We start from the raw sequence: 25,390 nt of genomic DNA, 5'->3' as shown, positions 1-25,390 counted from the left end.
AAAATATTAAACCTGAATAAATTTTATTGCTTATACACAAATCCACCCTACTTTTTTCCTCTAAAGATTCGTGTATATCCTATATTACAACAAAATAATCCAATTTTAAAACAAATTTACAATGCAACACGGAATATTAACAGAATATTATCATTATAATCACCCCAAAATACCCATCTGTATCTAGATGATATATCAACAAAATTATTTAATGGTAAAATAGTATCATTATTTCTCCGTAATCAATTTTGGTCTTTATACCTACAGAAGATCAAAAAAAAGAGAGAGATTTAAATCTCTCTCTCAAGTTTGTAGACAAAAGGGCTTCGGAAAACGTAACTTTGATCAAGAACCAACTGACCCAAAGCAATACCTTCAACTCCTCAGGTATGGTTTATATCAAAATTTTATAACAAAGTTGATTGGAGAGGAAGGTGCGAGACTCCTGCGGGAAGAGCGAGTCTAGGGAGACCCCGCAGGCGCAAGCGGAGGAGGCTCCCAGACCGCCCGCGGAAAGCGAGTGCCTGGAGCGGAATTCAACGTCCAACTTGTACAGTCTGTGGGAGAGATTTAAATCTCTCCCAGTCTTTGAGCTGCATCATTGAACATGAATTTTTAATAATCCATAACAAGCAGAACAACATTACTCCCATATTTTTAAGTTGGATAATATAGGATCATGCTTAAGCGAGTTAATGTTTCCCCTGAATTATGGTAAGTATGCGGTCTGTCAGCCTTGAATCTGATAGAATCACCATTCCTTACTGTATATTCTTCGTTATTTACACGTACAGTCAATTCCCCTTCAAAAACAGTTATGTACTCTTCAGTTCCTTCTCTATGCGAATCGGAACTTAGGAATCCACCTTTTTCTATCTCGACTGAATATACTTCAAAGCGCTTCTCATCTTCAAAGGGAAAGTAGGGATAAACTCGATATTTGCCGTTATCTTCAGATAATGATTGGATTTCACTTTTTAAAACAATTTTTGTATCCGGCTGCGGACTATTTATCAGTGAAGAAAATGAAATCTTTAATCCATTGGCTATTTTCCAAATTGTTGTAATCGTAGGGCTCGATCCGCCCCTTTCGATTTGTCCGATCATCGTTTTGCTTACTCCGGTTAATTCAGCAACTTTTTCAAGACTTAATTTCTTACTTTCCCTGATGGCTTTTAAATTGTTAGCAATAATAAAATTTATTTCTTCCATAAAAATGCTCCTTATTTACAATATAACGTCGGCATTGTACAATAAAAAGTAAGTCGTTATAGTGTCACTTTTGGTCATTATAACATACAAAGGGGAGTCAACCATGCCTTTACTATCTTTTTTGTTATTTGTTTTTGTTACAAGTTTCACTCCAGGTCCAAATAACATCATGGCAATGTTATTTGCGAACAAGTACGGGTTAAAAAAGACGATTAAATTTTGTTTTGGGGTAGGTGCCGGTTTTTTTGTAATAATGTTATTGTGTAGTTATTTTAATGTTTTGCTTGAAAATTTCATACCAAAGATTGAATTTATCATGACTATCCTAGGTGCAATTTATATGCTGTATCTGGCCATAAAAATCATTTCCAGTTCAAATAAAGATAAGGACGATAATGATGACAGGAACAACAGTTTTATAGCGGGCATGCTTTTACAATTCATAAATCCAAAAGGCATCTTATATGGCATCACGGCAATATCAACCTTCATACTACCTTATCACTCTTCAAATTTCAGCTTACTATTCTTTTCATTATTTCTGGCTTTTGTTGGTTTTATGAGTACGTTCTGTTGGAGTATGTTCGGTTCGGTTTTTCAAACGTTTTTATCAAAGTATAGAAGTCAGTTTAATGTAATCATGGCTTTGTTATTAGTGTATAGCGCCATTTCGATTCTTGTACAATGAAAAAGGGCAACGGGTTCGATCCTTCATTAAGAAAGATTGCCAAGTTGTAGACTAAGGGGACTTCATCAAAATCTTAAAACAAAGTTGATTGGAACGGAAGGTACGAGACTCCTGCGGGAAAAGCGCGTCCAAGGGAGACCCCACAGGCGCAAGCCGAGGAGGCTCCCAGACCGCCCGCGGAAAGCGAGTGCCTGGAGTGGAAATGAACGTTCGAAATTTACAACCCCTCAAAAAACTTTACGCTTATTCCATTCCAGCCCCATCAATCAAAGTTGAATCGTTAACCTTGAATATCCCGTTTGTTATATCCGATAAAGCCAACAGCCAGTAATATTATAGCTATGATTGTAAGTATGGATACTTTCATGAAGTCCATATCTTCAATAGGAAGTTTCGGAATATGGCCAAATGGTGTTAGTTTACCCATCCATTCCGGGAATTGAAGCATTCCCCCTAAATAGACGACTAAGATTGAATATGTCAAGTAAAGCCAAGTTAAGACAGATAATCTTGGTGCAATACCGATAAACAGCACTGCAATGCCAATCATGATCCACATCGCAGGCAGATAGACCATTGCTGCACGATATAAAGTGCCAAAAGCAATCCCTTCATTCATTACTGAATTCCCGACTGCCCAAAGACCAATTGCAGCTAGCGTAATCATGAAAAAGCCGCCAATAACGGAGATGATAAAGTAGCTGCCCATAAGCCTTGTACGTGATACAGCGCGGCTCAGTAAATGTTCAGTATGATTCTTTTTCTCTTCCCCTTTAAGCTTTAACATCGCCATTAAAGGTGGAATGGTGCATATCATGGAGATGATCGACATCAACATGGTTAAAAATTGCTCTGTCAGCGAGTAACCTTCAACAGGCGTTAATAGTTCAGCCATCATTTCATTTTCTGCAAAAAAGGATTCCAAATCACCTAAAACGGAACCGTAAGATGCTCCTAAAATGAACATCCCGACTGCCCACGCAATCAATCCTGTAAGCTGAAGCCTTAGTGCAAGACCAAGCGGACTTTTTAAAAAGGATGAAGCATATTTCCTGCCAGGCTTAGCCGGTATGAATCCAGCTTCCAAATCACGGATGGAATTGAGATAGAGAGAAATTACAACCAAGATAATTGCTGCACCGATCGTCAGTATGATTGGCCACCAATAATTATTCACATATACTTCTGAACCCAAAACCCAACCCAATGGTGAAAACCAGGAAAGTGCCTCATTGCCAACATCCCCAATTGCCCGAATAAGATAGGAGAGAAGCAATACAGTGATGGAATACCCGATCGTACCTCGCGCACTCTCCGTAAGCTGGGCAAATAATGCCGTTATCGCCGAGAAGAAAATACCGGTTGCCCCTAAAGCAGCTCCATACATAAGGGAACCTTCCAAATCCATGCTTTCAATTCCCAGAGCATACAATCCAAAACCCGTTATTAACGCAATCAATGCATTCGTTCCAAACGATATGGAGATGGTTGCATTTAAATTAGCCAAACGGCCAGCTGGCAGAGAACGAATCATCTCAATACGGCCGTCCTCTTCATCTGCGCGTGTATGGCGCGTAACTAGCAAAATACTCATTATTCCTACAGCAATAGCAGTTAAAAGTAACATTTGATGCGCCATCATCGCTCCGTTTGTATAGTCATCCAGGCCGTAACCTTTCCCCACCATCGCTGTCATTGCCGGGTTCCTCATCGTTTCTGCAATGGTTTGCCTTGCTTGCCCAGTCGGATACAGATCAGTGAATGCCATTGCAACCATAAATGAAAGGACAGATAGGGAAATTAACCAAACAGGGATCCGAATCCGATCTTGCCGTACTATTAATCGGCAGAGTCTTCCAGTATTATGATAGGACTGCATCGGCATTATAACGCACCTCCCGACCCTGAATCGGAAGTCTTCCTTATTCCTTCATAATGGCTCATGAATAAATCTTCCAATGTAGGCGGCGCACTTTCCAATTTCACAATTCCAAACTGGCTTATATACTTCATCACATTATCCAATTCATCTGTATCCACTTGGAATGAAAGTGCTTGATCTTTCTTCACTATATCCTGAACCCCGTTTACATTCCCTAAAGCAGTAATTGGTTGCTTCGTTTCGACGAGCAAGCTTGTTCTGGTTAAGTGACGTAACTCATCCAATGTTCCCGTTTCAATGATTTGTCCTTGCCGAATGATGGCCACTTTATCACATAACCTTTCCACTTCAGAAAGAATGTGACTGGAAAGTAATATGCTTTTCCCTTCATTTTTCGCCTCCATCACACAATCCTGGAAAACTCTTTCCATCAATGGATCCAGACCTGATGTTGGTTCATCCAATATATAAAAGTCGGCATCAGATGAGAAAGCAGCAATCAAAGCAACCTTTTGCCGGTTCCCTTTAGAATAGGTTCTACACTTTTTGGAAGGATCCAAATCGAATTTTTTTATTAGTTCTTCGCGTCTGCTTTTATTGTTCGTGCCACGTAGTTCAACAAACAGATCAATTACTTCCCCGCCTGTTAAGTTGGGCCATAGGTTCACATCTCCTGGAACATAGGCAATTCGCTTGTGAATTTCAACCGCGTCTTTCCAAACGTCCTTGCCAAAAATCTTCGCTTCCCCATCCGTCGCTTTTAAAATCCCGAGCAGCACACGAATCGTTGTTGATTTTCCGGCACCATTAGGACCGATGAATCCAAATACCTCACCTTTATTCACCTCAATGTTCACACCATTTAAAGCTGTAAACTTTCCAAACTTTTTCGTTAAATCCGTTGTTTTCAATACTGACATCCCTCATCCACCTCTTCCTCATTGATTAAATATGAAATGATATTATGAAATATTTTAATTGATTTAGTTCATAATATATAAAATAAGGAATCCTGACAATAGTTTATGAACTAATTTAATTGTTCTATTACATATTTTTAATTAAACTAAGGTTGAGGTGAAATAAATGGACGGGTTTCAACGACGCAGGGAACAAAAAAAATTGAATATACTTGAGGCTGCTTTAACATTATTCATGGAGTATGGTGTACAAAAGATTTCCATTGGGGAAATAGCCAAAAAAGCAAATGTATCTCAAGTAACGATATATAATTACTTTGAAAGTAAACATAATTTAATTCATGAGGTTTTTCTTTATTATACGGATAAGGCATTGGATGAATTTGAACAAATACTTAATAGCAACATGGCTTTCCCTGAGAAAATAAAGCAAATCATGTTTGCTAAGAATGAAACTGCGAAACAAATTCATGAAGATTTTTATCAATATTTAATGAGGGAATATACTTCCGGAATCGATTATATGGAAAAAATATATACAGAAAAGGCTCTGCCACGCTTTATTGAACTGTTTGACCAGGGGAAGGAACAAGGATATGTAGATCCAAACTTATCTAATGAAGCCATTTTATTTTATATAAAAGCGATGACTGAATATATCCAACGGGAAGAGGTTTATCAAAAAATCCTGCCTTTGACTGAGGATATCATGAAGATTTTATTTTATGGGATAGTCGGAAAAAATGATGAATGAACCAAAACCCCGGAATAAAAAAAACGGTGTGAATCGATTCACACCGTAAAATCTTTTTTAAGATCATTCAATTCCTTTGCCAAAATGGATTTCCTTAATCCTTTTTGGCGATTGAATTCTCTCATTTCCTTTGGACTTTGATAAGAAAGCCTGACGTGGTAGTAATTTATATGCTCGATGATGGCGAAAACATAAAGAAATAAATACCAATAAATTCCTGATCCAACTACTTTTAATTGATAAAAAAAGACTGCTATTCCTGTGGCAATAAGTAATAGGTTGATCCTTTTAAAGAATAGAAAAATCCGTAATTGCGTATAAGGTAAATGGGCGTAATCGTTTTCTTTTGCCCGTTTCCATTTAAGAAACCAATATAAACTTCCTTGAAGCAAAATAAATTCCAATAGGACGAACGCATAAACAGATGAAAATGAAGTTAAGTAGGAATCGGTCCAATCATGTTGCATCAGAAACGAAACCCAAAGTACAGCAAAAATCACAGTTGCCATCAATTCGCCTGTATATAAATGAAATAATTTTCTTTTCACCCTTTTTTGCATAAGATTCCCCTTCTCACCCCTTAATAAGTTTTCCCATCTATAATCTTCTTGAAGCTTAACCCCTCCGTATTTTTCCATATATATGATATACGATGGACAAAGTTTCCCGTTTCATGAATTACGCTATAATTTTCTTTCCTGTTAAATGAAATTTCCGATGCATATCAATAATTTAATGATAGAATTGGTAATTATTGTTACGTCATGAATAGGAACTAGTAATAATCATTCGTTATGGAGGGATTAGTGAATTGAGTCATTTTATACATAATACATTGTCGGGACTAAAAGAATTGTTGAATAAGAAAGACCAAATGAAGACAGTATCAGACGAAGGAGAAGTTGGTAACGTTTCGTGTTCTTATAACGCTCCGATAAAGCCAACTGAAGTTGAAATGTTTGAAAGTGAAAACAATATCAAGCTTCCTGAAGACTACAAGGCATTCTTAACACTCCATAATGGGGCAAGAATATATGAATTGATTGATGACGACAGTGTTAATATAGGGGGCGGTCTTCATTTATTTAGTTTAAATGAAGTAAAAGAGGCTCAAGAACTTGAGATTATAGGTGAACAGGGGATTCCGATTGGACATTTATTGGAAGATTGTTTTCTAATATTAGATAAAGAAAAACTAAAGGTCGAGGATCCAAATTACCTTCAAATATTGGAGTTTACAGAGCTTTCATCTCTAAATCTTAATTTTGAAATCTTCTTGGACCGCTACATTATTTCACAAGGTGTACCGTTTTGGAGCTGGCCTATATACACAGCTGAAAACTACTATAGAACCAGGTAAAATAAATAAAAAGAGCGATCGCTAAGAAATGCAGTCGCTCTTTTTTTGTTTCGAATCTTCCATTCAGATTCCGAAAGCCCATTTTAATTCGTGGTCAATGTTAATAATTTGGCGGAAGTATAATTATATTTCTCAATTGAAAAATCGAAAACGACTCCCGCTTTTAAGAAGACCGTATTTTCAACAATTAAAGTCGGATCTCCTGGTTGCAAGTCCAAAAGCTTTGCATCATCGTCATTTAGTTTCTCACATGAAATGATTTTATCTGCAAAACCAATATTCAACTTTAAATCCTCGACGATATATTCATAAATGGAACCATTTGCGATTTCTTTATTTAAAATGGGAATGATGTCTTTATTGAAAAAGGATTCTTCTATTACAATGGGTTCACCATTTAAGTACCTAACCCGTTTGAGGTTATAGATTTTGGTTTTTACATTACATTTCATTTGTTCGGCCAATTTTTCATCAGCTTCTATTAATTCCAACTTCAGCACTTTACTTGTCATTTCATCCTTTGCAAACTCTTTGGTTAAGCCATTCATATCCTTCATAGAAATACAGCCGGGTCTGGAAAATTCCCTTAGGAATATGCCGCTTCCTTGAACTTGGTATATATAACCCTGTTCAACCAATATATTGATTGCTTTTCTTATGGTATTCCTGCTGACATCGAACTTCTTCATCAACTCATCTTCAGTAGGTAACTTAGTATTTAATGTATATTTTCCATCTAATATTTCTTTCTCCATTTGTTCTACGACCATTCTATACTTTACACCCATATTTCCATATACCTTCCTCTATACATAATGATTTCGAACGTTTTCGAACAATAGTTTAGACTAAAAGAGAGGTTTTCTTTACAATAGTTTATTTCATAACGATTGTAAAGAAACCTCTGTTTCTTTTTAAATCAACTAACTTTTTCAATTGGGGTTTCTTGTTCCAGCGCTACTTTATCAAGCATTTTAACGAATGGGAAATATACCATGGTAGCCATACCCAATATAGCTAGTTGGACGACTGCCCCTTGCCATCCCGATAATAAAAAGCCTGAAATGATTGGCGGGGTTGTCCACGGGACCTGTACCGCTGTAAATGGATGGATAAACCCTAAAATAATTGAAAAATACGTCATCAATACGGCAATGACAGGAACCAAAACAAATGGAACGATCATTAAAGGGTTAAATATGATGGGAAGCCCGAAAATGATTGGTTCATTAATATTGAATAAACCTGGAACCAGCGACATTTTAGATAACTGATTCACTTGCTGTGATTTAGCGACAAGCAACGCTGCTGCAATTAAACCTAATGTTATGCCCGCACCACCGAATTTCGCGTAAATATCCACTAGCTGAACCGTAACGATTTTTGCATTTCCGCCTACGGCCAGCGTGTTACCGGCATCTATGACAGCTTGATTCGCCAAGGCATTTGAAGTTAAAATAGGTGCCATGATTCCCATGACGATATTCGGACCGTGTAATCCAAACCACCAGAAAATGGAGATTAATGCCATGATAATGATGATTCCAGGTAATGTATCTGATAGATTTTGCATGGGGATCTGTAATACCTTATAAATGATTTCAGTCATTGATACGCCTTGAATCTTATCACAAATGAGGAAAATGAACATCGATAATAACATGATCACAAATCCAGGAACTAATGCCGAGAAGGCATTTGAAACACCAGATGGTACGCTTTCCGGCATTTTGATCCTGATATTTTTTTTGATGAACCATGTGTAGATCGCACCGACAGCCAACCCTACCAATATGGATGTTATCATCCCTTGTCCGCCTGTCCAGGCTTTAGGAATGACTCCGCCAACCACTTCCCCAGAAGGACTTTCAACAAATGAATTGCTGAGAATCAAAAATGAAATGATACCGATTATCCCTGCTGGAACGGCTTCAATATTGCTTGTTTTCACATAGGAGTAAGCGATTCCAAAAACGGCTATGAGGGCAAGAATGTCAAAGGTGGCTCCTGTAACTTGATTCAATGGCACCATCCAATCTGCACCAAATAAATTAGCCATGATTTTATTCCAATTCTTGATCGGCAGGTTTGCTATTAATAAGAAAATGGAGCCAATAAGTGTCAACGGCATCGTAAGTACGAAACCATCCTTAAGTGCGACGGTTGCTTTTGCATTTGAAAATTTCATGAATGCAGGCATCATTTTCTCGAATAGTTTTTCAATACGCGACATAACTACCCCTCCTAGTAAAAGTGAATGATACTTACTAAGTAAGACTGACCTTATCCTGGAAATGGATTAGGTCGGTCTTTTTTTCATGATGACTGAAAGCGTTACAGCTCTTCTCCTCTTGTTTCAATAATGTGCTTATACCAATGGAACGATAACTTCTTCTTTCTTTCCAAATTATTTTTATGATCCACATAAATAAAACCATATTGTTTTTTATAGCCGTTTAACCAGCTTAATAAGTCAATGACTGACCAAGCATAATAGCCTTTTAAGTTAATTCCTTCACTTATTGCACTTTTAATCACGGTTAAATGCTCTTCAATATACTTGATTCTTGGGACATCGACAATTTCACCATCTATGATTGGATCTTCATCGCCCAGACCATTTTCAGTGATATAAAGTTTTACATCGCCATAACGTACCTTCAGCATTCTTAAGCCATCCAAGAAGCCCTCGGAAGAAATTTCCCAGCCCCATTTTGTATATACTTTATCCTCCATCATGACCGTTCTGTATACACCGTCGAATGATGGGTTGCCAGGTTTCCCGGTCGACTTATCACGATCAATTTTCGTGCTTTCAATGGCTCCATCAATTTTGGCCACCCTTGCTGGCTGGTAATAATTCAAGCCCATGAAATCATTGTAATCAGCCGTATCCTTCAACAAAGTCAACTCTGCTTCTGTCCAATCAGGTGTCAGGCCTTTTTCCTTTAAGGCATCCACTACATAACTTGGATATTCCCCTTTTAAAATCGGATCATAATACCAAAATGTTTGATAGTGATTCGCATGCATCGAGGCAAAAATATTTTCTTCTTTGCCATCAATGCTAAAAGCGGGGTTAAAAACATGTGTTATGCCAATTTCGCCATAGTGCTTTAAGCTTTTATAGATTTGAACGGCTTCAGCATGAGCCACGAATACATTATGGGTAGCTTGAAAGTATTTTTTTTGATCGTTTACAAGGCCTGGTGGATGGGCTCCATTCAAATATCCTAATGTGCAGAATACAACGGTTTCATTAAAAGTGATCCAATGTTTCACCCTGTCACCGAAAGCCCTGAAACAAACCTCGGCGTATTTAGCGAATGCACGTATCGTTCTTTTATTCACCCAGCCCCCGTCCGCTTCTAAACTCTGTGGTAAATCCCAATGGTATAGTGTAACGAACGGGACGATTCCATATTTCAAACATTCGTCTATGACATTATTGTAAAATTCGATTCCTTTTTCGTTTATTTCACCGTCACCGTCCGGGATGATGCGCGTCCAGGAAACTGAAAATCTATAAGACTCCAATCCCATTTCTGCCATTAGTTTTATATCTTCTTTATATCTATGGTAATGATCAATCGCTACATCACCGTTTGTATTTTCGAATGTTTTACCTGGAATCTTTGAAAAGACGTCCCAATTACTCAGCCCTTTTCCATCTTCATTCCAGGCACCCTCCACTTGATATGATGCAGATGCAGCTCCGAATAAAAAGTCTTTTGGAAATTTCATGTTGTACCTCCCACTATTGCTTTTTCACTAGATTCAATGCGGTTTCTAAAACCTTCTTTCCGTTCATCATGCCGTAGTCCATTGTATTTATCACCTCGACAGGAACCGATTTCGGTTCGCAAACGGCTTTTGCTTTAGACAGAAGGAACTTAACTTGTGGTCCTAATAGAGCCACATCAATTGAATCTGCGATTTGTTCCAATTCAGATTCTGGATATGCATTGATTTCTACTTCCAAACTATTTGCTTGAGCTTCTTTTTTCATTTTTGTCACTAACATACTTGTTGACATTCCTGCCGAACAAAACAAACCGATTTTAACCATTTTCAATTCCCTCCAATTTTTCTTTTAATGCATTTATATCTTTTTGCATCGAAATTAGATTGTTTAATAATTCTTTCACTAGAATGGCATTCATTAAATGATCCTGAGCATGAATCATTAAGATGCCAATATCCGTTTTGTTTCCATTTGCCTCATTTGTTATTAATCTAGTTTGGGCTTTATGTGCTTCTAGTAAGGCTGCTTCCCCTTGATGTATCAATTCCTCTGCTTCTTCATATTTATGGTCCCGCACAAGGGAAATCGCTTGATAAAAGTTGGATTTGGCATCTCCCGCTCCAGCAATCAAGCCAAATATGATCATTTGTACATCTTCTTCAGAAGTATAAGGCATCTATAATACCCCTCCATTTCATAAGAATGATTTATATTTATTGGTACAAATTCATTGGTATAAATATAGTATAAAACGTACAAACAGAAATGTAAACGCTTATATTCTATTTATTCAAATAATTTATTGCGTTTTTATTCAGCAACAAAAGAAGCCAATCTTTTTGATTGGCCCCTTCCTTCAATCTTGGTGTTCATTATCTTTGCCATTGGTAAGTAGCCACAGATTTGGCCGGCAGCTCACCCTTGATTTGTTCACCCTCGCTAATGAACTTGAATTTTTGAGGTTCATAGGATTGATTGATAACTATAGATACAAGTTTCTTTTGGTCAGGACTTAAGAATGTTACATTTGTAACCGTATCCGAAGAACCATAATCACTTTCAACACGAGTGAACCCTGGCTTAACAAACTTGGAGAAATGCCCAGTTAAATAATATTCCGGAGTCAACCAGTAATTATCCTTATCAGCTGAGTCTTGAATCAATAGTGTAGGATCCGGCTGACCCACCCATTGATGCGTTTGAATGTCGCTATCCAGCATGACCACCCAGGAATTATAACTCCTCGCCCAGTTTCTCATGTATTGCGCAATTCGATCCGCGCCATACGTTCCCCAAACTGCACGCTCCGTTAAATACACGTTTTTCTCTGGGAATAAGTTGTGTAATCTAGTCATTTCAGACAAGGATCCGCCGTAATCGTGGAAAGCCGTACCATCTAAGGCATCATAGGCTCCCTTATCTTTTAACAATTGTTCCGCGTATGCTCCTGTATCACTTGGGTTATGATCAAAACCCCAAAGTTTTACATGCTTAAAACCGTTGTTATCGAGCTCTTTTCTTAGGAGTGTCGCTAATTCCGCTGCCTGGCTGTAAGGCATATTGGTACTCGGGTACTCAATCTCCAGCATCGGTTCATTTTGCAAGGTCATTGCACTTATATCGATTCCCTGTTTCTTATAGGCTTGAAAGTATTTCAAATAATATTTTGCCAGGATTGGCAGGTATTCGTCTTTCACCTGTCCTTTGATCATGCTGTCAGACGTTTTCATCCAGCCTGGAGGACTCCATGGGGAGGCAAAGAATGTAACATCCGGATTAATTTCCTTAATTTGTTTTAACGTTTCAATAATCTTATAATCGATATCCTTTTGGATTGAAAAATGCTTCAGATTGACATCCGTTTTCCCTGGCGGCATGTCGTCATACGTATAAAATTTCTGTGCCGTGAAGTCAGATGTGCCAATCGTTGTTCGAATAAGGCTCATTCCGATGCCTTTATCCGGATCTATCAATTTATCGAGAACTTCCTGTCTCTTATCAGGAGACATTTTCGTCAAATTATGAACGGTCGACTCATCCATTGAAGAACCGATCCCCAATATGCTTTGGTATTGTTTGGTCGGATCAATGTTTATGGTGGTAAGATTTGATGCATCCGGTTTGGTGATATCCATTTTTTCCTGCTTGGACAACTTCTTATCATCTGGTTGATACCTGGAATCATAGTACCAAGCAACATCACTTGGTTCCCGTTCATTCGTGATCCATGATTCAACTGCCTTTGCTTTAATAACTTCTGCGGGTACATCCTCAGTCGGAGGAGGTGTTTCCGGAATATTGCCAACCCGCTTAAATTCGAACCAGTTTAAGTTCAATGATCCCTCGATATATTCAAATTTGATCTTTTGTTTACCCTTGTTCAAGATGACGCCATCAACCGTAGATGTGTCCCAATTTTGCCATCCCCCAGTGGATCCGACTCGTAACTTACCAAGCAGCTTCTTTTCTTCGCTAACGATATTAATCCCGGTTTGACCACTTAGATTGGCCGCATAACGAAAATCGGCTTGATAAAGGCCATCCTGTTCTACATTTATTTCGTACTCCAACCAATCTCTTCCATCCGCATACCCCATATTTAATGACCCTTCAGATGAATTTTCCGTTTGCAATCCGTATTGGGCGGCAAAATCCTCTGCTTCAATTTTCCCTGGTACTTTTAAGCCAGGCTTTTCAGGGAGCTCTGGTTTTTCAGGCAGCTTTGGCGTAGCCTGCTTCTTCGTCAGACCATATCCATAATTAAACATAAAATGATCCTTTTTGTTTTCCCTATTTTCATAGGCTTCCAAATAGAAAGGCCAACTAACTGGCAATTTACCTGAAAATTCCTCACCACCGAGCAAGACATCAGCAACTCCTGCACCCTCAGTACCAGGAAGCCACGCTGCAACCAAACCTGACCAATCCTTCATTTCATCCGTAATGATCATCGGCCGGCCAGATACTAATACGACAACGATCGGAATATTCGGATCTGCCTTGCGGACATTCTCCAATGTTAATAGATCCATCCGATTTAAATGAAGATCAGTGGCATCACCATCAGTTTCTGCATATGGTTCTTCACCTACAACAACGATAGCAGCATCATTTCCTTTTGCTCCTCTTCCATGTTTGTTATAAGTGATTTTCTTTTGTTTTCCACCAACTTCTTTTAATCCTTCTAGAATAGTCGTACCTTCAGTCGTATCACCTGATTTCCCTTGCCATGATATCGTCCAGCCACCCGACTGCTTTCCGATATCATCAGCGCTTCTGCCTGCCACAAATATTTTGTCCATTTTCTTTAATTGAGAAAGAATCGGTTTACCATTCACTTTATCATTTTTTAATAGGACTAGAGATTCACTGACGGATTGACGCGCTATTTCCCTGTTCTTTTCAGACCCAAATGACTTAGCCAACTTTGGATCTGTCATTGGTTTTTCAAAAACACCAGACTCAAACTTGACCCGAAGAATCCGTGTAACGGCATCATCTAGCCTTTTTTCTGAAATTTCACCTTCATTCACCAGTTCTTTTGTAAGTTTAAGTGTCTCTTTCCAGTTTTCAGGCTGCATCAACATATCGACCCCAGCATTCACTGCCACTTCAATCTGCTGCTTTAACCCGGAAACCGCATTCCCATTTTGATCCTTCGTGATTTGCTGTATCCCATACCAATCAGAAATGACAAATCCCGTAAAGCCCATATCCTTCTTCAATACATCGGTAAGCAGCCGTTTGTTAGCATGCATTTTCAACCCTTCGATACTATGAAAAGAAGCCATCACCGTTCTGGCCCCTGATTCGATAGCCTCCTCATATATCTTCCTATCATTCTTAAGTATCTCTTCTTCTGTATACTCAGTCACATCACCTTGATTGACTCCGCCTTTTGTATATCCTTCACCAATGAAATGTTTAGCGGTAGCTAGAACATTTTCCGTTTTCTTAAGGTTTTTGCCTTGAAGCCCGTCAATATAGGCTGCACCCATGTTGGCAACAAGTTTTGAGTTTTCTCCAAACCCTTCATACGTTCTTCCCCATCGGATGTTTTGGACATTGGCCATTGTCGGGGCAAACGTCCAATTCACGCCTGTAGATTTGATTTCTGATGCGGCAGCATGTCCAATTTTCTCTATTAATTCTGTATTACTAGTGGCACCTAAACCAATATTATGCGGGAAAATGGTAGCGCCTTTTACGTTATTATGACCGTGGACAGCATCTGCTCCATATAATAGTGGAATGCCCAATCGGGTAGAAACAGCTCCGGATTGATATGAATCCACTAAGTTTGACCACTTTTCACGGGTGCTGTTTTCCTCCTTTCCATCCGGAAAAGAACCTCCCCCGCTTAATACCGAACCTAATTTATATTCCTTTACATCATTTGGGGTTACTGAGGCTCGCTCAGCCTGGATCATCTGACCGACCTTTTCATCGATTGTCATTCGTTTTAACAAATCTTTGATTCTTTCTTCATCAGGTGCCTTCTCGTTCATATATAATGGTTTCCCTGCTTGCTTCGCCTTGACTGTTCCTGGTATATTCCCGACGAACAAAGTAAAGGTAAAAATACACAAAATTATTATCGTAATGGTTTTTCTCATTTTTCTCCTCCATTATTTGATTTAGATTACTTTTTGCTTCTGATCCAGGTAAATCTCAAAACGAAATGAAGATGCATGTCACCCCCTTTAAAGAAAGATATGAAATATGTTTCTGCTAATCTAATTATTTAGAAGATGGTGATCGGATAAAAAACAGAATGTTCTGAATTCAAAAGTTACGCTTCATTAATGACTTCCATCCTTAATTAAAGGGAATTCTGGCATCTTTAATTCGGATTGATAAGCATACATTAAATTCATTGGTATGAATTTATAGGTACAAATGAATTATAAAGCGTTTACATAAAAATGTAAACGCTTTTTTCACTTGCAGATCAAGTCAACAAAACAGGATAATATCTGCCTTTGATAGACTGGTTCTCTTTAATGGCCTTTCTTACTCTTTCTAAAATTAATATAACTTCAATTATATTTTTTACTAGGCTTATGGAGTTGACCATGTTCCATATCCTCGTGCTGTTCCTTATTTCAACCAAAAAAAGAGACATCAAATCGTTTACGATAGGATGTCTCAAAATCTATTCAATTATCATTTTACCTGTTCCCCAAACTTGCAGTTGATTATAGATCCTTCATCCTTTTTAATGTATAAAGGAAATACTCCCAGTTATTTATAGTGGACGGGATGCTTATGTGTTCATCTGGTGTATGTACGGAAAATATATCCGGTCCGATTGAAACAGTATCCAGTCCTGGAATCTTATCTATGAAAACCCCGCATTCGATCCCTGCATGTACAGCGATGATTTCAATATCTTCATGATATTTTTCTTTGTATGTTTCTTCAAATAATTTCTTGAGTTTCGAATCGGGATTATAGGGCCATTCCGGATAATCCGCATCTACTAATATCTCGCATCCAAGCATATCAGCTATCGCCTTTGCCTGAGTGACCATATTATATTTGAGGCTTTTGACCGAACTCCTGATTTCACTTTCGAATATCATTTCCGCTTCATTTGTCGTAACGACCCCTAGATTCGTCGAACTTTCCACTAATCCTTCTATTCCCATGCTCATTCCTTGAACGCCATGCGGGATTACCAGTAAAGAGGTAATGGCTTTAGATACCGTCTCTTTGGAAAAAACGTTTGAAGAAATCGTTTCGATCTTTTCAAATCCAATCGATACCTCAGGGTCGGAAGATTGCAGTTCATTTTTAAAAGTATCTTCCCATTGCTGGAGTCTCTCCTCTATCTTCTGAACATCTTCTACATGAATCAGTACAGTCGCCTCTGCTTCACGAGGAATCGCATTCCCTTTCAGGCCCCCGTTCATTTGCTGTATGAAGCAAGGAAAGTCTGTCGTTAATTCATGTAATACTCTGCCCAAAAGTTTATTGGAGTTCCCTCTTTCCTTATGGATGGACATACCGGAGTGTCCGCCCTTTAACCCTTTAATCCTGATGTTATAAGATACAGCTTCAACAATTGAAGCCGATTCCCATCCGATTTGCAGGATTTGCCGAACGCGTATTCCTCCTGCTGAGCTGACCAGCAGCTTTCCATCTTCCTCCGAATCGATATTGATCATCATTTTTCCCTTGAAGTGAGCCGGATCCACAGCAAGTGCACCGTTCATTGTCGTTTCTTCTTCAGTCGTTATGACTATTTCAAGAGCAGGATGCGGAATATCATTTGCATCCAATAATGCCAAAGCATAAGCAACGGCAATCCCATTATCCGCCCCTAAAGTTGTCTCCGTCGCATACAACATGTCACCCACAATCCTTAATTGAAGCGGATCCTTCTCAAAATCATGAAGTGTACCCTTGTTCTTTTCGCAAACCATATCCATATGCCCCTGGATAATGACGGTAGGTGCACTTTCATATCCAATTGTGGCAGGCTTTTTGATAATGACATTCAGTGCTTCATCCTGAATCACCACCAGGTCCCTATCCTTAGCAAAGCGAACCAAATAGTCACTGATTGCTTTTTCATTGGCTGATCCTCTCGGGATTTCGGAAATCGCTGCAAAATAATGAAACACGGGATGGCCCGTTAATTCTTCTAAAGTGCTATACATGGAATTCATCCTTTCAGTTATCTTATTTATGAATCTACTCTAGAATGGATCGCCACCACTCTCGTGAACAATGGATACAGGATGTACCCCAGGTAAACACCAATCATATTCAGTACCAGGTCATCGACATCCAAACTGCCGCGCCGAAAAACAAACTGACAGATTTCGATGCCCGAAATCGAAAGTAATGGATAAAGAAATTTCCTTGAAGCTGATAGATCTTTCCCTTCCTTGGACAACAAATATAGCCCGAATGGAATGAACAGTCCCACATTGGCGCTAAGATTATAAAATGACACAAGCCCGTTCATTTCGTTCGATAAATATGAAAGAATCGTGGAAAAAGGAATCAAATTATACGAATAAACCTGCCCTTTTGGCCGAAAGAACAACAAAACCATTAATGATAAACTGTAGCCACTAAAGGCTGCCTGCCACTAAAGGCGCGGAACCTTGACCATTTCACCTCGAAAATAAAGAACCGCAAGCGAAACGAAAATGAGGATACAAAACCAGACAACCATGATCACCAAAGGATTCAAATATAATAGGAGCTGAAGGAAAAGAGGCAAACCGCATAAAAACAGTGCTTGCGACAGCAAAAGGGAAAGCATGACCGATTTTAGAGACATGTAACTCCCTCCCCTTCTATTTCTTTCCAAATCACTGCATATCATTATATCCTAGGACATCTTTAACACCCCGTCAACAAACTACTTCAAAGGGAAGCTTTTTAGTATGAATCAACCGATGGAAAGGATAATTCGTCCTTAATCCCCGATAATTCGTCCGATGTGTGGGATATTCCGTCCTTCTTCCGGATAATTCGACCGATGTGCCGGATATTCCGACCTACCAGATAATTCGACCGATGTGTGGGTTTATTCGACCTTACTCCGGATAATTCGACTGTTGTGTGGAATAATTCGACCTTCAACCAAAATTCGATCTTCTTCCAGTAAAACAAAAAGCCGGTTCCTCACGATCCAGGAATCCGGCTTTGTTTTACGTTATGCAGATGTAATCATCTTAGCAAGGATTGGTATTTAATCCTCATTATAAGGTACGGTATTTTTTTAAACTGATGATATTGATGGTTATAAAAACGACTGAAAATGCCAGGAGAATGAGTAAATCCAGTAAAATATCATTGAATGTGAAACCTTTGTACATAATGCCGTTCATGGCATCCGACGCGTAATAGAGCGGCATGACCTTGCCTATTTTTTGCAGCCAGTCTGCCATGCCATCTAATGGGAAAATCCCTGTAAAAAAGACTTGCGGCACGATGACCAGAGGAATGAATTGTACCATTTGGAATTCAGATGTTGCGAAACTCGATAGTAATGTACCAAGCGATAATGCAACGAGCGCGACGAGTATATTCGTCAATAAAACGAGCCATATTGAGCCGACAAGCACGATATCCAGCACATTTACAGCATATAGTACGACTATTATCGTTTGAATAAGAGCAAATAAACCATATCCGATCACATAACCCGCTACGATTTCGTATCGTTTAATCGGTGTAGCAAGCAGACGTTCCAACGTACCACTTGTTCGCTCCTTCAAAAGCGCAATACCCGCTATTAAAAATACGAAGAAGAAAACGAAAAAGCTAACGAGCATCGGACTGAAAGTATCAAAACCCTTTGTGTTTGCATCCCCGTAAACATATTGCTCCTCAATTGAAGGAGTATTTTTTTGTTTCCCTTGCAACGCTTGCATCATTTGCATTTGAACGGCCTTTGCACGAGCCGGTTCGTCGTTCAACAGCGTCAGTTTTATCTGGCCATTTTCAACATGCAACCAGCCATCCGTATTATTTTCGAGCATTCTTTCCTTAGAAAACTTCTCAGCAGCCGTTACTTGAAAATCCGCTTGTTTCAATGCTTTAACCAGAGTTTCATCACTGCCTGTAACAACGATTTCCAAATCACTCGCTTCTGTATCGAAAATAAAATACATGAGCGTTAAAATGAGCAATGGAGCGAGGAAAAATAAAGCGAGTGTCCTTCGATCCCGGCGCATCTGCTGTATAATTCGAGTAACAAGAGAGGCAATTCTCATGATAGTCCACCTCCAATCCTCAAAAAAACATCATCCAGCGTATCCACTGCATATTGTGTTTTTAAAGCTGCCGGTGTTCCTGATGCGATGATTTCACCTTCACGCAGCATCGCCAGTTTATCGCATCGTTCCGCCTCATCCATCAAATGAGTCGTGATGATGATCGTCTTATGATCTTCATTTCTTAAACGTTCAAGTTCCTGCCAAATGGACTGTTTCAGCAAAGGGTCTATCCCTACGGTCGGTTCATCCAAAATGAGGATCTCCGGGTTTTGGATGAGTGCAACCGCCAGTGACAGACGCCGTTTCATCCCACCGGAATAATACGCTACCCGAACGTTCAAATCATTCGTCAATTGTACGATTTCAGCTGCATATTGAATGCGTTCCCTTCGTTCCTTTTTCGATAAACGGTAAAGCTTCGCAAAAAATGCGAGATTTTCAGCTCCCGTCAGTTCTGTATATAAAGCATCGGACTGTGCCATATAGCCGACATCCATTAACAGTGCTTCGTTTGGCACTTCATTATCAAGAACCGTGACTTTACCCGCATCGGGCTTAAGCAATCCGACAATCATTTTAATCAAGGTCGTCTTTCCGCATCCGGATGGACCTAACAAGCCGAAAATCCCATTTTTTTCTATATTCAGGTTCAATGGCTGAATGACCTTTTTATGATGAAAACCTTTAGCAATTCCTTCAATGGAAATCGCGTTTTTCATTGTACACACATCCTTCCTCTTTAATTAACACGGTGTTGAGTGTATCATCATTCTAAGGTAGCATTTGGTCCAATACAATCAACATATTTGGAAAAATGTTAAGTGAAGGAGACATTTCATGGGATCGATTCATGAGGATATGGTATATAAAACGAAACTGCAGATACAACATCATTTTATTGCACTCGTAGAGGCAGAGGGGTTCTCACATGTAACAGTGAAGAAAATTGCGGAACGCGCTAACATTAATCGGGGCACATTTTATTTGCATTATACGGATAAATATGAATTGATGGATCACTTACAGCAGAAATTGTTAAATGAACTTCAAACACGGATTACTGCCATTCTGCCGAAAGAGGCTTTTTTGGCTCTACATCAGCAACAACTTTACCCGCCCTTCGTAGCAATTTTTCAATTCATTAGTGAACATGCACATGCATTAAGGGCCATTCTTGGTGATCAGGGCGATCCTTCTTTTGCAAAAAAAATAAAGCGTGTATTCGGTGAAGTGCTGTTGGAGCGACTAATCAGCCAGCATCCAGCAGTAAAAGATGAGGCGTTTCGTAAGTATATGCATGCCTTCATGACATCAGCGATTTTAGGGGTGATACAGGAGTGGCTGGAGAATTGCGACGGGCAAACGGTGGAAGAAATGGCGAAAATTCATTTTCAAATCTTGAACTTCATCAGCCAAGTGCGCACATTCGTTCAATGAACTTTTTATAAAAGGCATGTTCCATTTACATGCCTTTTATAAGAACTTACATCTTTTCCCCGGCATTCCCAACGGAATAATACCTGCTCTTCGAGGCCTTCATACTAAGTATGGACAGTAAAATTGATACGGCGAACATGATCATGGTACCTGAAATGACCACGAACCTAATCGAAATGAAATGAGCTGAGACACCAACAATCGCTGTAGTCATGATGATCAGTAAAGCTTCCAACAAGCCAAAAATACTTCCAACCCTCCCCATAATCTCCACTGGAATATTATTTTGATAAAATGTTTGAAAGCCTGTGTTGGCAAAAGCCAGTGAAAAGGCAATGATGAAAAATCCGATGGCGGCCATCGAAAAGGAATTTGAAAGGGCATAGATCACATAACCTATCGATACAAATAAAGATCCAAGTCCAATTAGGTACGATATTGGTATTTTATTAATGAATATCGCGTTGACTATTGCACCCGCAATGATGCCTGCCCCGGCGATGCTTACAAGGAATCCGTAATCGCTGTCAGACAAAAGGAGCACGGCCTTGGCAAACACCGCTTCTTGGGAATCCATGGCCGTTTCCATTACTACCATGCAGCTGAATAAGAAATAAATGAGCATGATATAGGAAAATTTCCGGCTGAAGTCCATGACGATGCCCCAATCCTTTTTCATGATGGTCCAAGACAGGTAATGACTGGTTTGTTCAAGGGAACGTTCCTTTTCAAGATTGGGCATGAATAGAGTTATGATGCCGGATAATAATAAGGCAGCCGCGTTAATGTAAATGGCTATAACGGGTGTACCGATCAAGAAAAGGAGACCCGCTATCGCAGGTCCAATCAAAAAAGCCCCAGAATCCATTAAGCTTCGCAACGAGTTAAATCGTTTCCTCTGTTCAATGGGTATTAATTTTGTTATATACGACCTGGATGTCGTTACAAACATGGACCCTGCCATATTGATCACCAAGACAAGGGAATAGATGACCCAAATAGAAGAAGTCAATGGCAGCAAGGCTATGAATACCGCTCGAAATAGGTCAAGTGCCACCATAAGATTCCGCTTATTTATCCGGTCGATCACGCTGCCTGCCCAAACATTCGTAAATATGGCAGCCATCGGTTTAACGATATAAAGTCCAGCTACCGCTAAAGCTGAATCAGTCATATCCAGCACGATTAAATTAAGTGCAATAAAATAAACCCATGCACCAAAGTTCGAAATCCCGATGCCGCACAATAGAATGGAGGGATATTTCCAAGCTACTAATAAATTTTTGAATGTCAACGCTTCTCCTCCTTAGAAAAGGAAATATAAATCCCATCCCCAGGAAAGGCTTCTCGGGGGACGAGATCAATAGTGCGGTGTTACTATGCACCATAACGGAAGATCCCGTCACAGCATACCCTTCCCGAGAATTGCTTCAATTTATGCTTACTACTCCTTCCAGTTGACGGTGCTCTCTGAAAAGTGGTCATTTCATTTGCTTTCTCTTCATTACATCCATATTCATCATTTTCTAAATTTTAACATTATTGTATTAATAGTGTAAACGTCATAATTTTCAACGCAAAAAAACTCATTCAAAAATAAATGAGTTTAAAAGCAAAACAAGTTATGGATTTTTCGCTCTAGTTCCCGGATAGTACACAGGATGACATAATTTCAGTTGATTTACCTTAGAGAAAACAATTTTAACAACGGATTCTTTTTCTTATCCGTTATCCTTAACTCATTCATTATGATTTGATCCTCATGATCGGCTATCCATTTCCTTAGTGCATCTTTATCCTGGCATTGTGTTAAATATGTCTGTCCACCCTTGCCTGTAGCGTTAATAACATATCTATTGAACGTCTTCTCCATAATTGCCCGCCTTTTTTATAAAATGTTTAAAACCTTTTAATAAGAATGCCATACTTTTTTTCTTTATGATTTTCAAAAGAAAAATAATTTATTTATATTAGAAAATAGATTTGCAATGACATGTTCTACTTGAAAGTGTTGAATAAAGTACATCGATGTTGGTTAACATATTCGGATTAATCGAACCTATCATAATGTGCTAACTAATATTTGTCAATACGTTTTTCAAATGTAAATAAAACGTAAATTTTCAGTTTTGTTAAAGAAATATTTTTTTACACTTTAGGGGTTTACAACTGCTAAATGATGGGAGTAGAATACGTTTATCAATTTAATGCATTTCGGCCAAAACTCAAGGAATTGAGTACGGAGGACCCAATCATTTGGGGTTAATTCTGCCTTGCAGAAGGGATGAGATCAGCTCTTTCGCCATCCTACCCGTCAGCTAACTTCGTCGGCTAAAGCGAAGGAGGTCATAAGACCGCCTATTTCGGGAGCTTTTTTTTCACGCTTTTTGTGGCAAAATAGCCTTTCGATGTTTTCGCAGGTCTTTTTATTATGCTTTGAAAAAGATTCATAAAGAGGATTGATGGTTAAGATTTCATAAGTTTTACACAATATTTTTATAGGTAGGGATGATCATTTGATAAAAACAAAAAATTTATTGGATCCGCCAAAAATCCTTGTACTCGGCTTTGCCATCCTGATACTTATTGGGGCCTATTTGCTGACCCTGCCGATTTCGACTGAAAATGGGAATGGTCTTTCTTTTCTGGATGCTTTATTCACCTCAACCTCCGCTACATGTGTAACAGGGCTTGTCGTGGTGGATACGGGGACGACTTTCACCACCTTTGGTGAGTTGGTCATCTTAACACTGATTCAGATAGGCGGCCTAGGGTTCATGACATTTGCCACGTTTTTCTTTTTCTTATTAGGCAAAAAGATTTCTTTAAAAGGCAGGTTACTCTTGCAGGAGTCTTTAAATAATCTATCCATGGCAGGTGTAGTCAAGTTAGTAAAACGGCTTTTAATTTTCACGGCCATCATTGAAGGCGTGGGTGCCCTGATCTTATCGATCCGCTTTTCTTTTGACATGCCAATCGGCAAGGCGATCTATTACGGGGTTTTTCATTCCATATCGAATTTCAATAACGCCGGCTTTGATTTAATGGGGGAATTCAGGAGTTTGACCCCTTATGTATCGGACCCATTCGTAACCCTTACCGTCGCCTTCCTCATCACGTTTGGCGGAATAGGTTTTATCGTAATGAATGAACTATACGAATATCGTGAAACCCATCGTTTATCCGTACATACGAAGGTTGTTCTGATGACTAGCTTGACCCTTACAATCGTCGGCGCAATTTTAATCTTTTTATTCGAGTTCGGTAATGCCAAAACATTGCAGCCTTTATCTTTCATGGGTAAAACGTTATCGTCTTTATTTCAATCGGTTTCACCAAGGACAGCAGGCTCCAATACGTTGAATATCCCTGATTTAACTCAACCTACATTACTGCTCATCATTTTCTTGATGTTCGTTGGGGCTTCACCCGGATCGACTGGCGGCGGGATTAAAACAACAACATTTGCGACGCTTCTTGGAACGGTTTGGTCACAGATTAAAGGAAAGGGCGATGTGGTATTATTCCGTCACCGCATTTTGAATGAAACCATCTTTAAAGCATTATCCGTTACATTCATCGGGGTCTTCCTTGTTTCAATCATTTCCATTCTGCTGACCATCACAGAAAGTGGAAGTGATTTCTTGATGATTTTATTTGAAGCCACTTCAGCATTCGCCACAGTGGGACTTTCAATGGGTTTGACCCCCGAATTATCACCGGTTGGCCGAATGCTCATCATTTTCACGATGTTTGCAGGCCGGGTGGGTCCTTTGACTTTTGCCTTCGCCATCGCAATGAGGCGTAAGCCAGATCCCTTCCGTCATCCAAAAGGGAAAATCATGATTGGTTAACCATAAATGAAGGAGTGTAAATGATGGGAAAACGACAATATGCCGTAATCGGTTTAGGCAGATTCGGAAGCAGTGTGGCAGATAGATTATATACCGCTGGCCAAGAGGTATTGGGTATTGATATCAGCGAAGAAAGAGTCGAGAATGCAGAACTGAGCGTTACCCATGCAGTCATGGCGGATACCACTGAAGAAGAGACATTGAAATCCATCGGGATTCGTAATTTCGATTGTGTCATCGTAGCCATCGGAAATGATATGCAATCAAGCATTTTGACTACCTTGCTTTTAAAAGAGCTTGGGGTTAAAAAGGTCATTGCCAAAGCACTTAATAAAAATCACGGTCAGGTGCTCACTAAAGTTGGTGCCGACTGGGTCATCTATCCTGAGAGGGATATGGGGGAACGGGTCGCGAACCAGCTCCTGTTCCCTAACATGCTGAACTATATAGAGCTGTCTAAAGAATACAATATCGAGGAAATCATCCTCCCCATGAGTATGAAGGGAAAAAGCCTCAGGGAACTTGATTTACGCGCAAAATATAATATCAGCGTCATTGCCATCGTGAGTAATGGAGAAATTATCATAGCACCGTCACCAGATCAGGATATCCATGAAAAAGATATGCTTTTGGTCGTTGGCAATAAAGAAGACCTAGCCGTCTTTGCAAATATTGAATAATCTGGCAGGTTCCGGCTCTTGCCTTATGGAGCCCGCCACCTATTTTGAATGTAGCATTCACCTATACATGCGAGAAGACCGCCATATGGAGGTCTTCTCGATGAAATTTATAACGAG

General features: G+C 39.3%; 22 protein-coding genes, 1 pseudogene and 1 riboswitch. Of the genes and pseudogenes, 6 read left to right on the top strand and 17 right to left on the bottom strand.

Annotated features, from left to right (window positions below):
- Window positions 1–657 precede the first annotated feature (657 nt).
- Complete coding sequence (locus QUF94_RS04425) at window positions 658–1,212, bottom strand: helix-turn-helix domain-containing protein (protein ID WP_289314773.1); 555 nt, start codon at window positions 1,210–1,212, stop codon at window positions 658–660.
- 103 nt (window positions 1,213–1,315) lie between these two features.
- Here QUF94_RS04425 and QUF94_RS04420 point away from each other — a divergent pair, with 103 nt between their 5' ends.
- Window positions 1,316–1,900 carry a LysE family transporter gene (locus tag QUF94_RS04420; RefSeq protein ID WP_289314772.1) on the top strand — a complete coding sequence of 195 codons (585 nt, stop codon included), beginning with the start codon at window positions 1,316–1,318 and terminating at the stop codon, window positions 1,898–1,900.
- 280 nt (window positions 1,901–2,180) lie between these two features.
- Here QUF94_RS04420 and QUF94_RS04415 read toward each other — a convergent pair whose 3' ends face one another.
- Window positions 2,181–3,785 (bottom strand): ABC transporter permease, encoded by a 1,605-nt coding sequence (locus tag QUF94_RS04415; protein ID WP_289314771.1) that lies wholly within the window; start codon window positions 3,783–3,785, stop codon window positions 2,181–2,183.
- Window positions 3,785–4,702 (bottom strand): ABC transporter ATP-binding protein, encoded by a 918-nt coding sequence (locus tag QUF94_RS04410; RefSeq protein ID WP_289314770.1) that lies wholly within the window; start codon window positions 4,700–4,702, stop codon window positions 3,785–3,787. Before QUF94_RS04410 ends, QUF94_RS04415 begins: the two co-directional genes overlap by 1 nt.
- 166 nt (window positions 4,703–4,868) lie before the next feature.
- Between QUF94_RS04410 and QUF94_RS04405 the strand changes: the two genes are divergently transcribed.
- Entirely contained in the window at window positions 4,869–5,456 is a 588-nt protein-coding gene (locus QUF94_RS04405) for a TetR/AcrR family transcriptional regulator (protein ID WP_289314769.1), read from the top strand.
- 38 nt (window positions 5,457–5,494) lie between these two features.
- Here QUF94_RS04405 and QUF94_RS04400 read toward each other — a convergent pair whose 3' ends face one another.
- Window positions 5,495–6,004: a hypothetical protein gene (locus tag QUF94_RS04400; RefSeq protein WP_289314768.1), complete on the bottom strand. Its 510-nt coding sequence runs from the start codon at window positions 6,002–6,004 to the stop codon at window positions 5,495–5,497.
- A 263-nt stretch (window positions 6,005–6,267) separates the two neighbouring features.
- On the opposite strand from QUF94_RS04400, the gene QUF94_RS04395 reads away from it, so the two are divergent.
- A complete protein-coding gene (locus QUF94_RS04395; protein ID WP_289314767.1) occupies window positions 6,268–6,816 on the top strand; it encodes an SMI1/KNR4 family protein in 549 nt (182 codons plus the stop codon).
- An 83-nt stretch (window positions 6,817–6,899) separates the two neighbouring features.
- On the opposite strand, the gene QUF94_RS04390 is transcribed toward QUF94_RS04395, so the two are convergent.
- From QUF94_RS04390 to QUF94_RS04340, 11 genes and pseudogenes are all read right to left on the bottom strand, one after another.
- Complete coding sequence (locus QUF94_RS04390; protein ID WP_289314766.1) at window positions 6,900–7,604, bottom strand: GntR family transcriptional regulator; 705 nt, start codon at window positions 7,602–7,604, stop codon at window positions 6,900–6,902.
- Between the two features lie 131 nt (window positions 7,605–7,735).
- The gene (locus QUF94_RS04385) at window positions 7,736–9,049 is read right to left on the bottom strand and encodes a PTS sugar transporter subunit IIC (RefSeq protein WP_289314765.1); all 1,314 of its coding nucleotides are present in this window, start codon (window positions 9,047–9,049) and stop codon (window positions 7,736–7,738) included.
- A gap of 101 nt (window positions 9,050–9,150) precedes the next feature.
- Window positions 9,151–10,560, bottom strand: coding sequence for a glycoside hydrolase family 1 protein (locus QUF94_RS04380; RefSeq protein ID WP_289314764.1), 1,410 nt, complete (start codon window positions 10,558–10,560; stop codon window positions 9,151–9,153).
- 13 nt (window positions 10,561–10,573) lie between these two features.
- On the bottom strand, window positions 10,574–10,885 hold the full coding sequence (locus QUF94_RS04375; protein WP_098373050.1) for a PTS sugar transporter subunit IIB: 312 nt from the start codon (window positions 10,883–10,885) through the stop codon (window positions 10,574–10,576).
- Window positions 10,878–11,237, bottom strand: coding sequence for a PTS lactose/cellobiose transporter subunit IIA (locus tag QUF94_RS04370; protein WP_289314763.1), 360 nt, complete (start codon window positions 11,235–11,237; stop codon window positions 10,878–10,880). Before QUF94_RS04370 ends, QUF94_RS04375 begins: the two co-directional genes overlap by 8 nt.
- A 196-nt stretch (window positions 11,238–11,433) precedes the next feature.
- A complete protein-coding gene (locus QUF94_RS04365; protein ID WP_289314762.1) occupies window positions 11,434–15,177 on the bottom strand; it encodes a glycoside hydrolase family 3 N-terminal domain-containing protein in 3,744 nt (1,247 codons plus the stop codon).
- A 582-nt stretch (window positions 15,178–15,759) separates the two neighbouring features.
- The gene (locus tag QUF94_RS04360) at window positions 15,760–17,226 is read right to left on the bottom strand and encodes an aminoacyl-histidine dipeptidase (protein WP_289314761.1); all 1,467 of its coding nucleotides are present in this window, start codon (window positions 17,224–17,226) and stop codon (window positions 15,760–15,762) included.
- 26 nt (window positions 17,227–17,252) lie between these two features.
- Window positions 17,253–17,633, bottom strand: a pseudogene (locus QUF94_RS04355) (VanZ family protein); the annotation flags it as partial.
- 30 nt (window positions 17,634–17,663) lie between these two features.
- A complete protein-coding gene (locus QUF94_RS04350) occupies window positions 17,664–17,858 on the bottom strand; it encodes a hypothetical protein (protein ID WP_289314760.1) in 195 nt (64 codons plus the stop codon).
- 424 nt (window positions 17,859–18,282) lie between these two features.
- Window positions 18,283–19,299 (bottom strand): ABC transporter permease, encoded by a 1,017-nt coding sequence (locus QUF94_RS04345; protein WP_289314759.1) that lies wholly within the window; start codon window positions 19,297–19,299, stop codon window positions 18,283–18,285.
- On the bottom strand, window positions 19,296–20,021 hold the full coding sequence (locus tag QUF94_RS04340; protein ID WP_289314758.1) for an ABC transporter ATP-binding protein: 726 nt from the start codon (window positions 20,019–20,021) through the stop codon (window positions 19,296–19,298). Before QUF94_RS04340 ends, QUF94_RS04345 begins: the two co-directional genes overlap by 4 nt.
- A 118-nt stretch (window positions 20,022–20,139) precedes the next feature.
- On the opposite strand from QUF94_RS04340, the gene QUF94_RS04335 reads away from it, so the two are divergent.
- Window positions 20,140–20,739, top strand: coding sequence for a TetR/AcrR family transcriptional regulator (locus QUF94_RS04335; RefSeq protein WP_289314757.1), 600 nt, complete (start codon window positions 20,140–20,142; stop codon window positions 20,737–20,739).
- A gap of 46 nt (window positions 20,740–20,785) precedes the next feature.
- Here QUF94_RS04335 and QUF94_RS04330 read toward each other — a convergent pair whose 3' ends face one another.
- A complete protein-coding gene (locus QUF94_RS04330; protein ID WP_289314756.1) occupies window positions 20,786–22,033 on the bottom strand; it encodes an MFS transporter in 1,248 nt (415 codons plus the stop codon).
- Between the two features lie 387 nt (window positions 22,034–22,420).
- Complete coding sequence (locus QUF94_RS04325; RefSeq protein WP_289314755.1) at window positions 22,421–22,612, bottom strand: hypothetical protein; 192 nt, start codon at window positions 22,610–22,612, stop codon at window positions 22,421–22,423.
- Window positions 22,613–22,945: 333 nt separating this feature from the next.
- Window positions 22,946–23,087, top strand: a riboswitch (cyclic di-AMP (ydaO/yuaA leader).
- A 171-nt stretch (window positions 23,088–23,258) separates the two neighbouring features.
- Between QUF94_RS04325 and QUF94_RS04320 the strand changes: the two genes are divergently transcribed.
- Entirely contained in the window at window positions 23,259–24,593 is a 1,335-nt protein-coding gene (locus tag QUF94_RS04320; RefSeq protein WP_483313677.1) for a TrkH family potassium uptake protein, read from the top strand.
- Window positions 24,594–24,616: 23 nt separating this feature from the next.
- The gene (locus QUF94_RS04315; RefSeq protein WP_289314753.1) at window positions 24,617–25,273 is read left to right on the top strand and encodes a potassium channel family protein; all 657 of its coding nucleotides are present in this window, start codon (window positions 24,617–24,619) and stop codon (window positions 25,271–25,273) included.
- Window positions 25,274–25,390: the final 117 nt, after the last annotated feature.

It is taken from the genome of Peribacillus sp. NJ4, from assembly GCF_030348345.1.
GTDB lineage: Bacteria > Bacillota > Bacilli > Bacillales > DSM-1321 > Peribacillus.
This window is presented reverse-complemented; position numbering and strand designations above follow the sequence as displayed.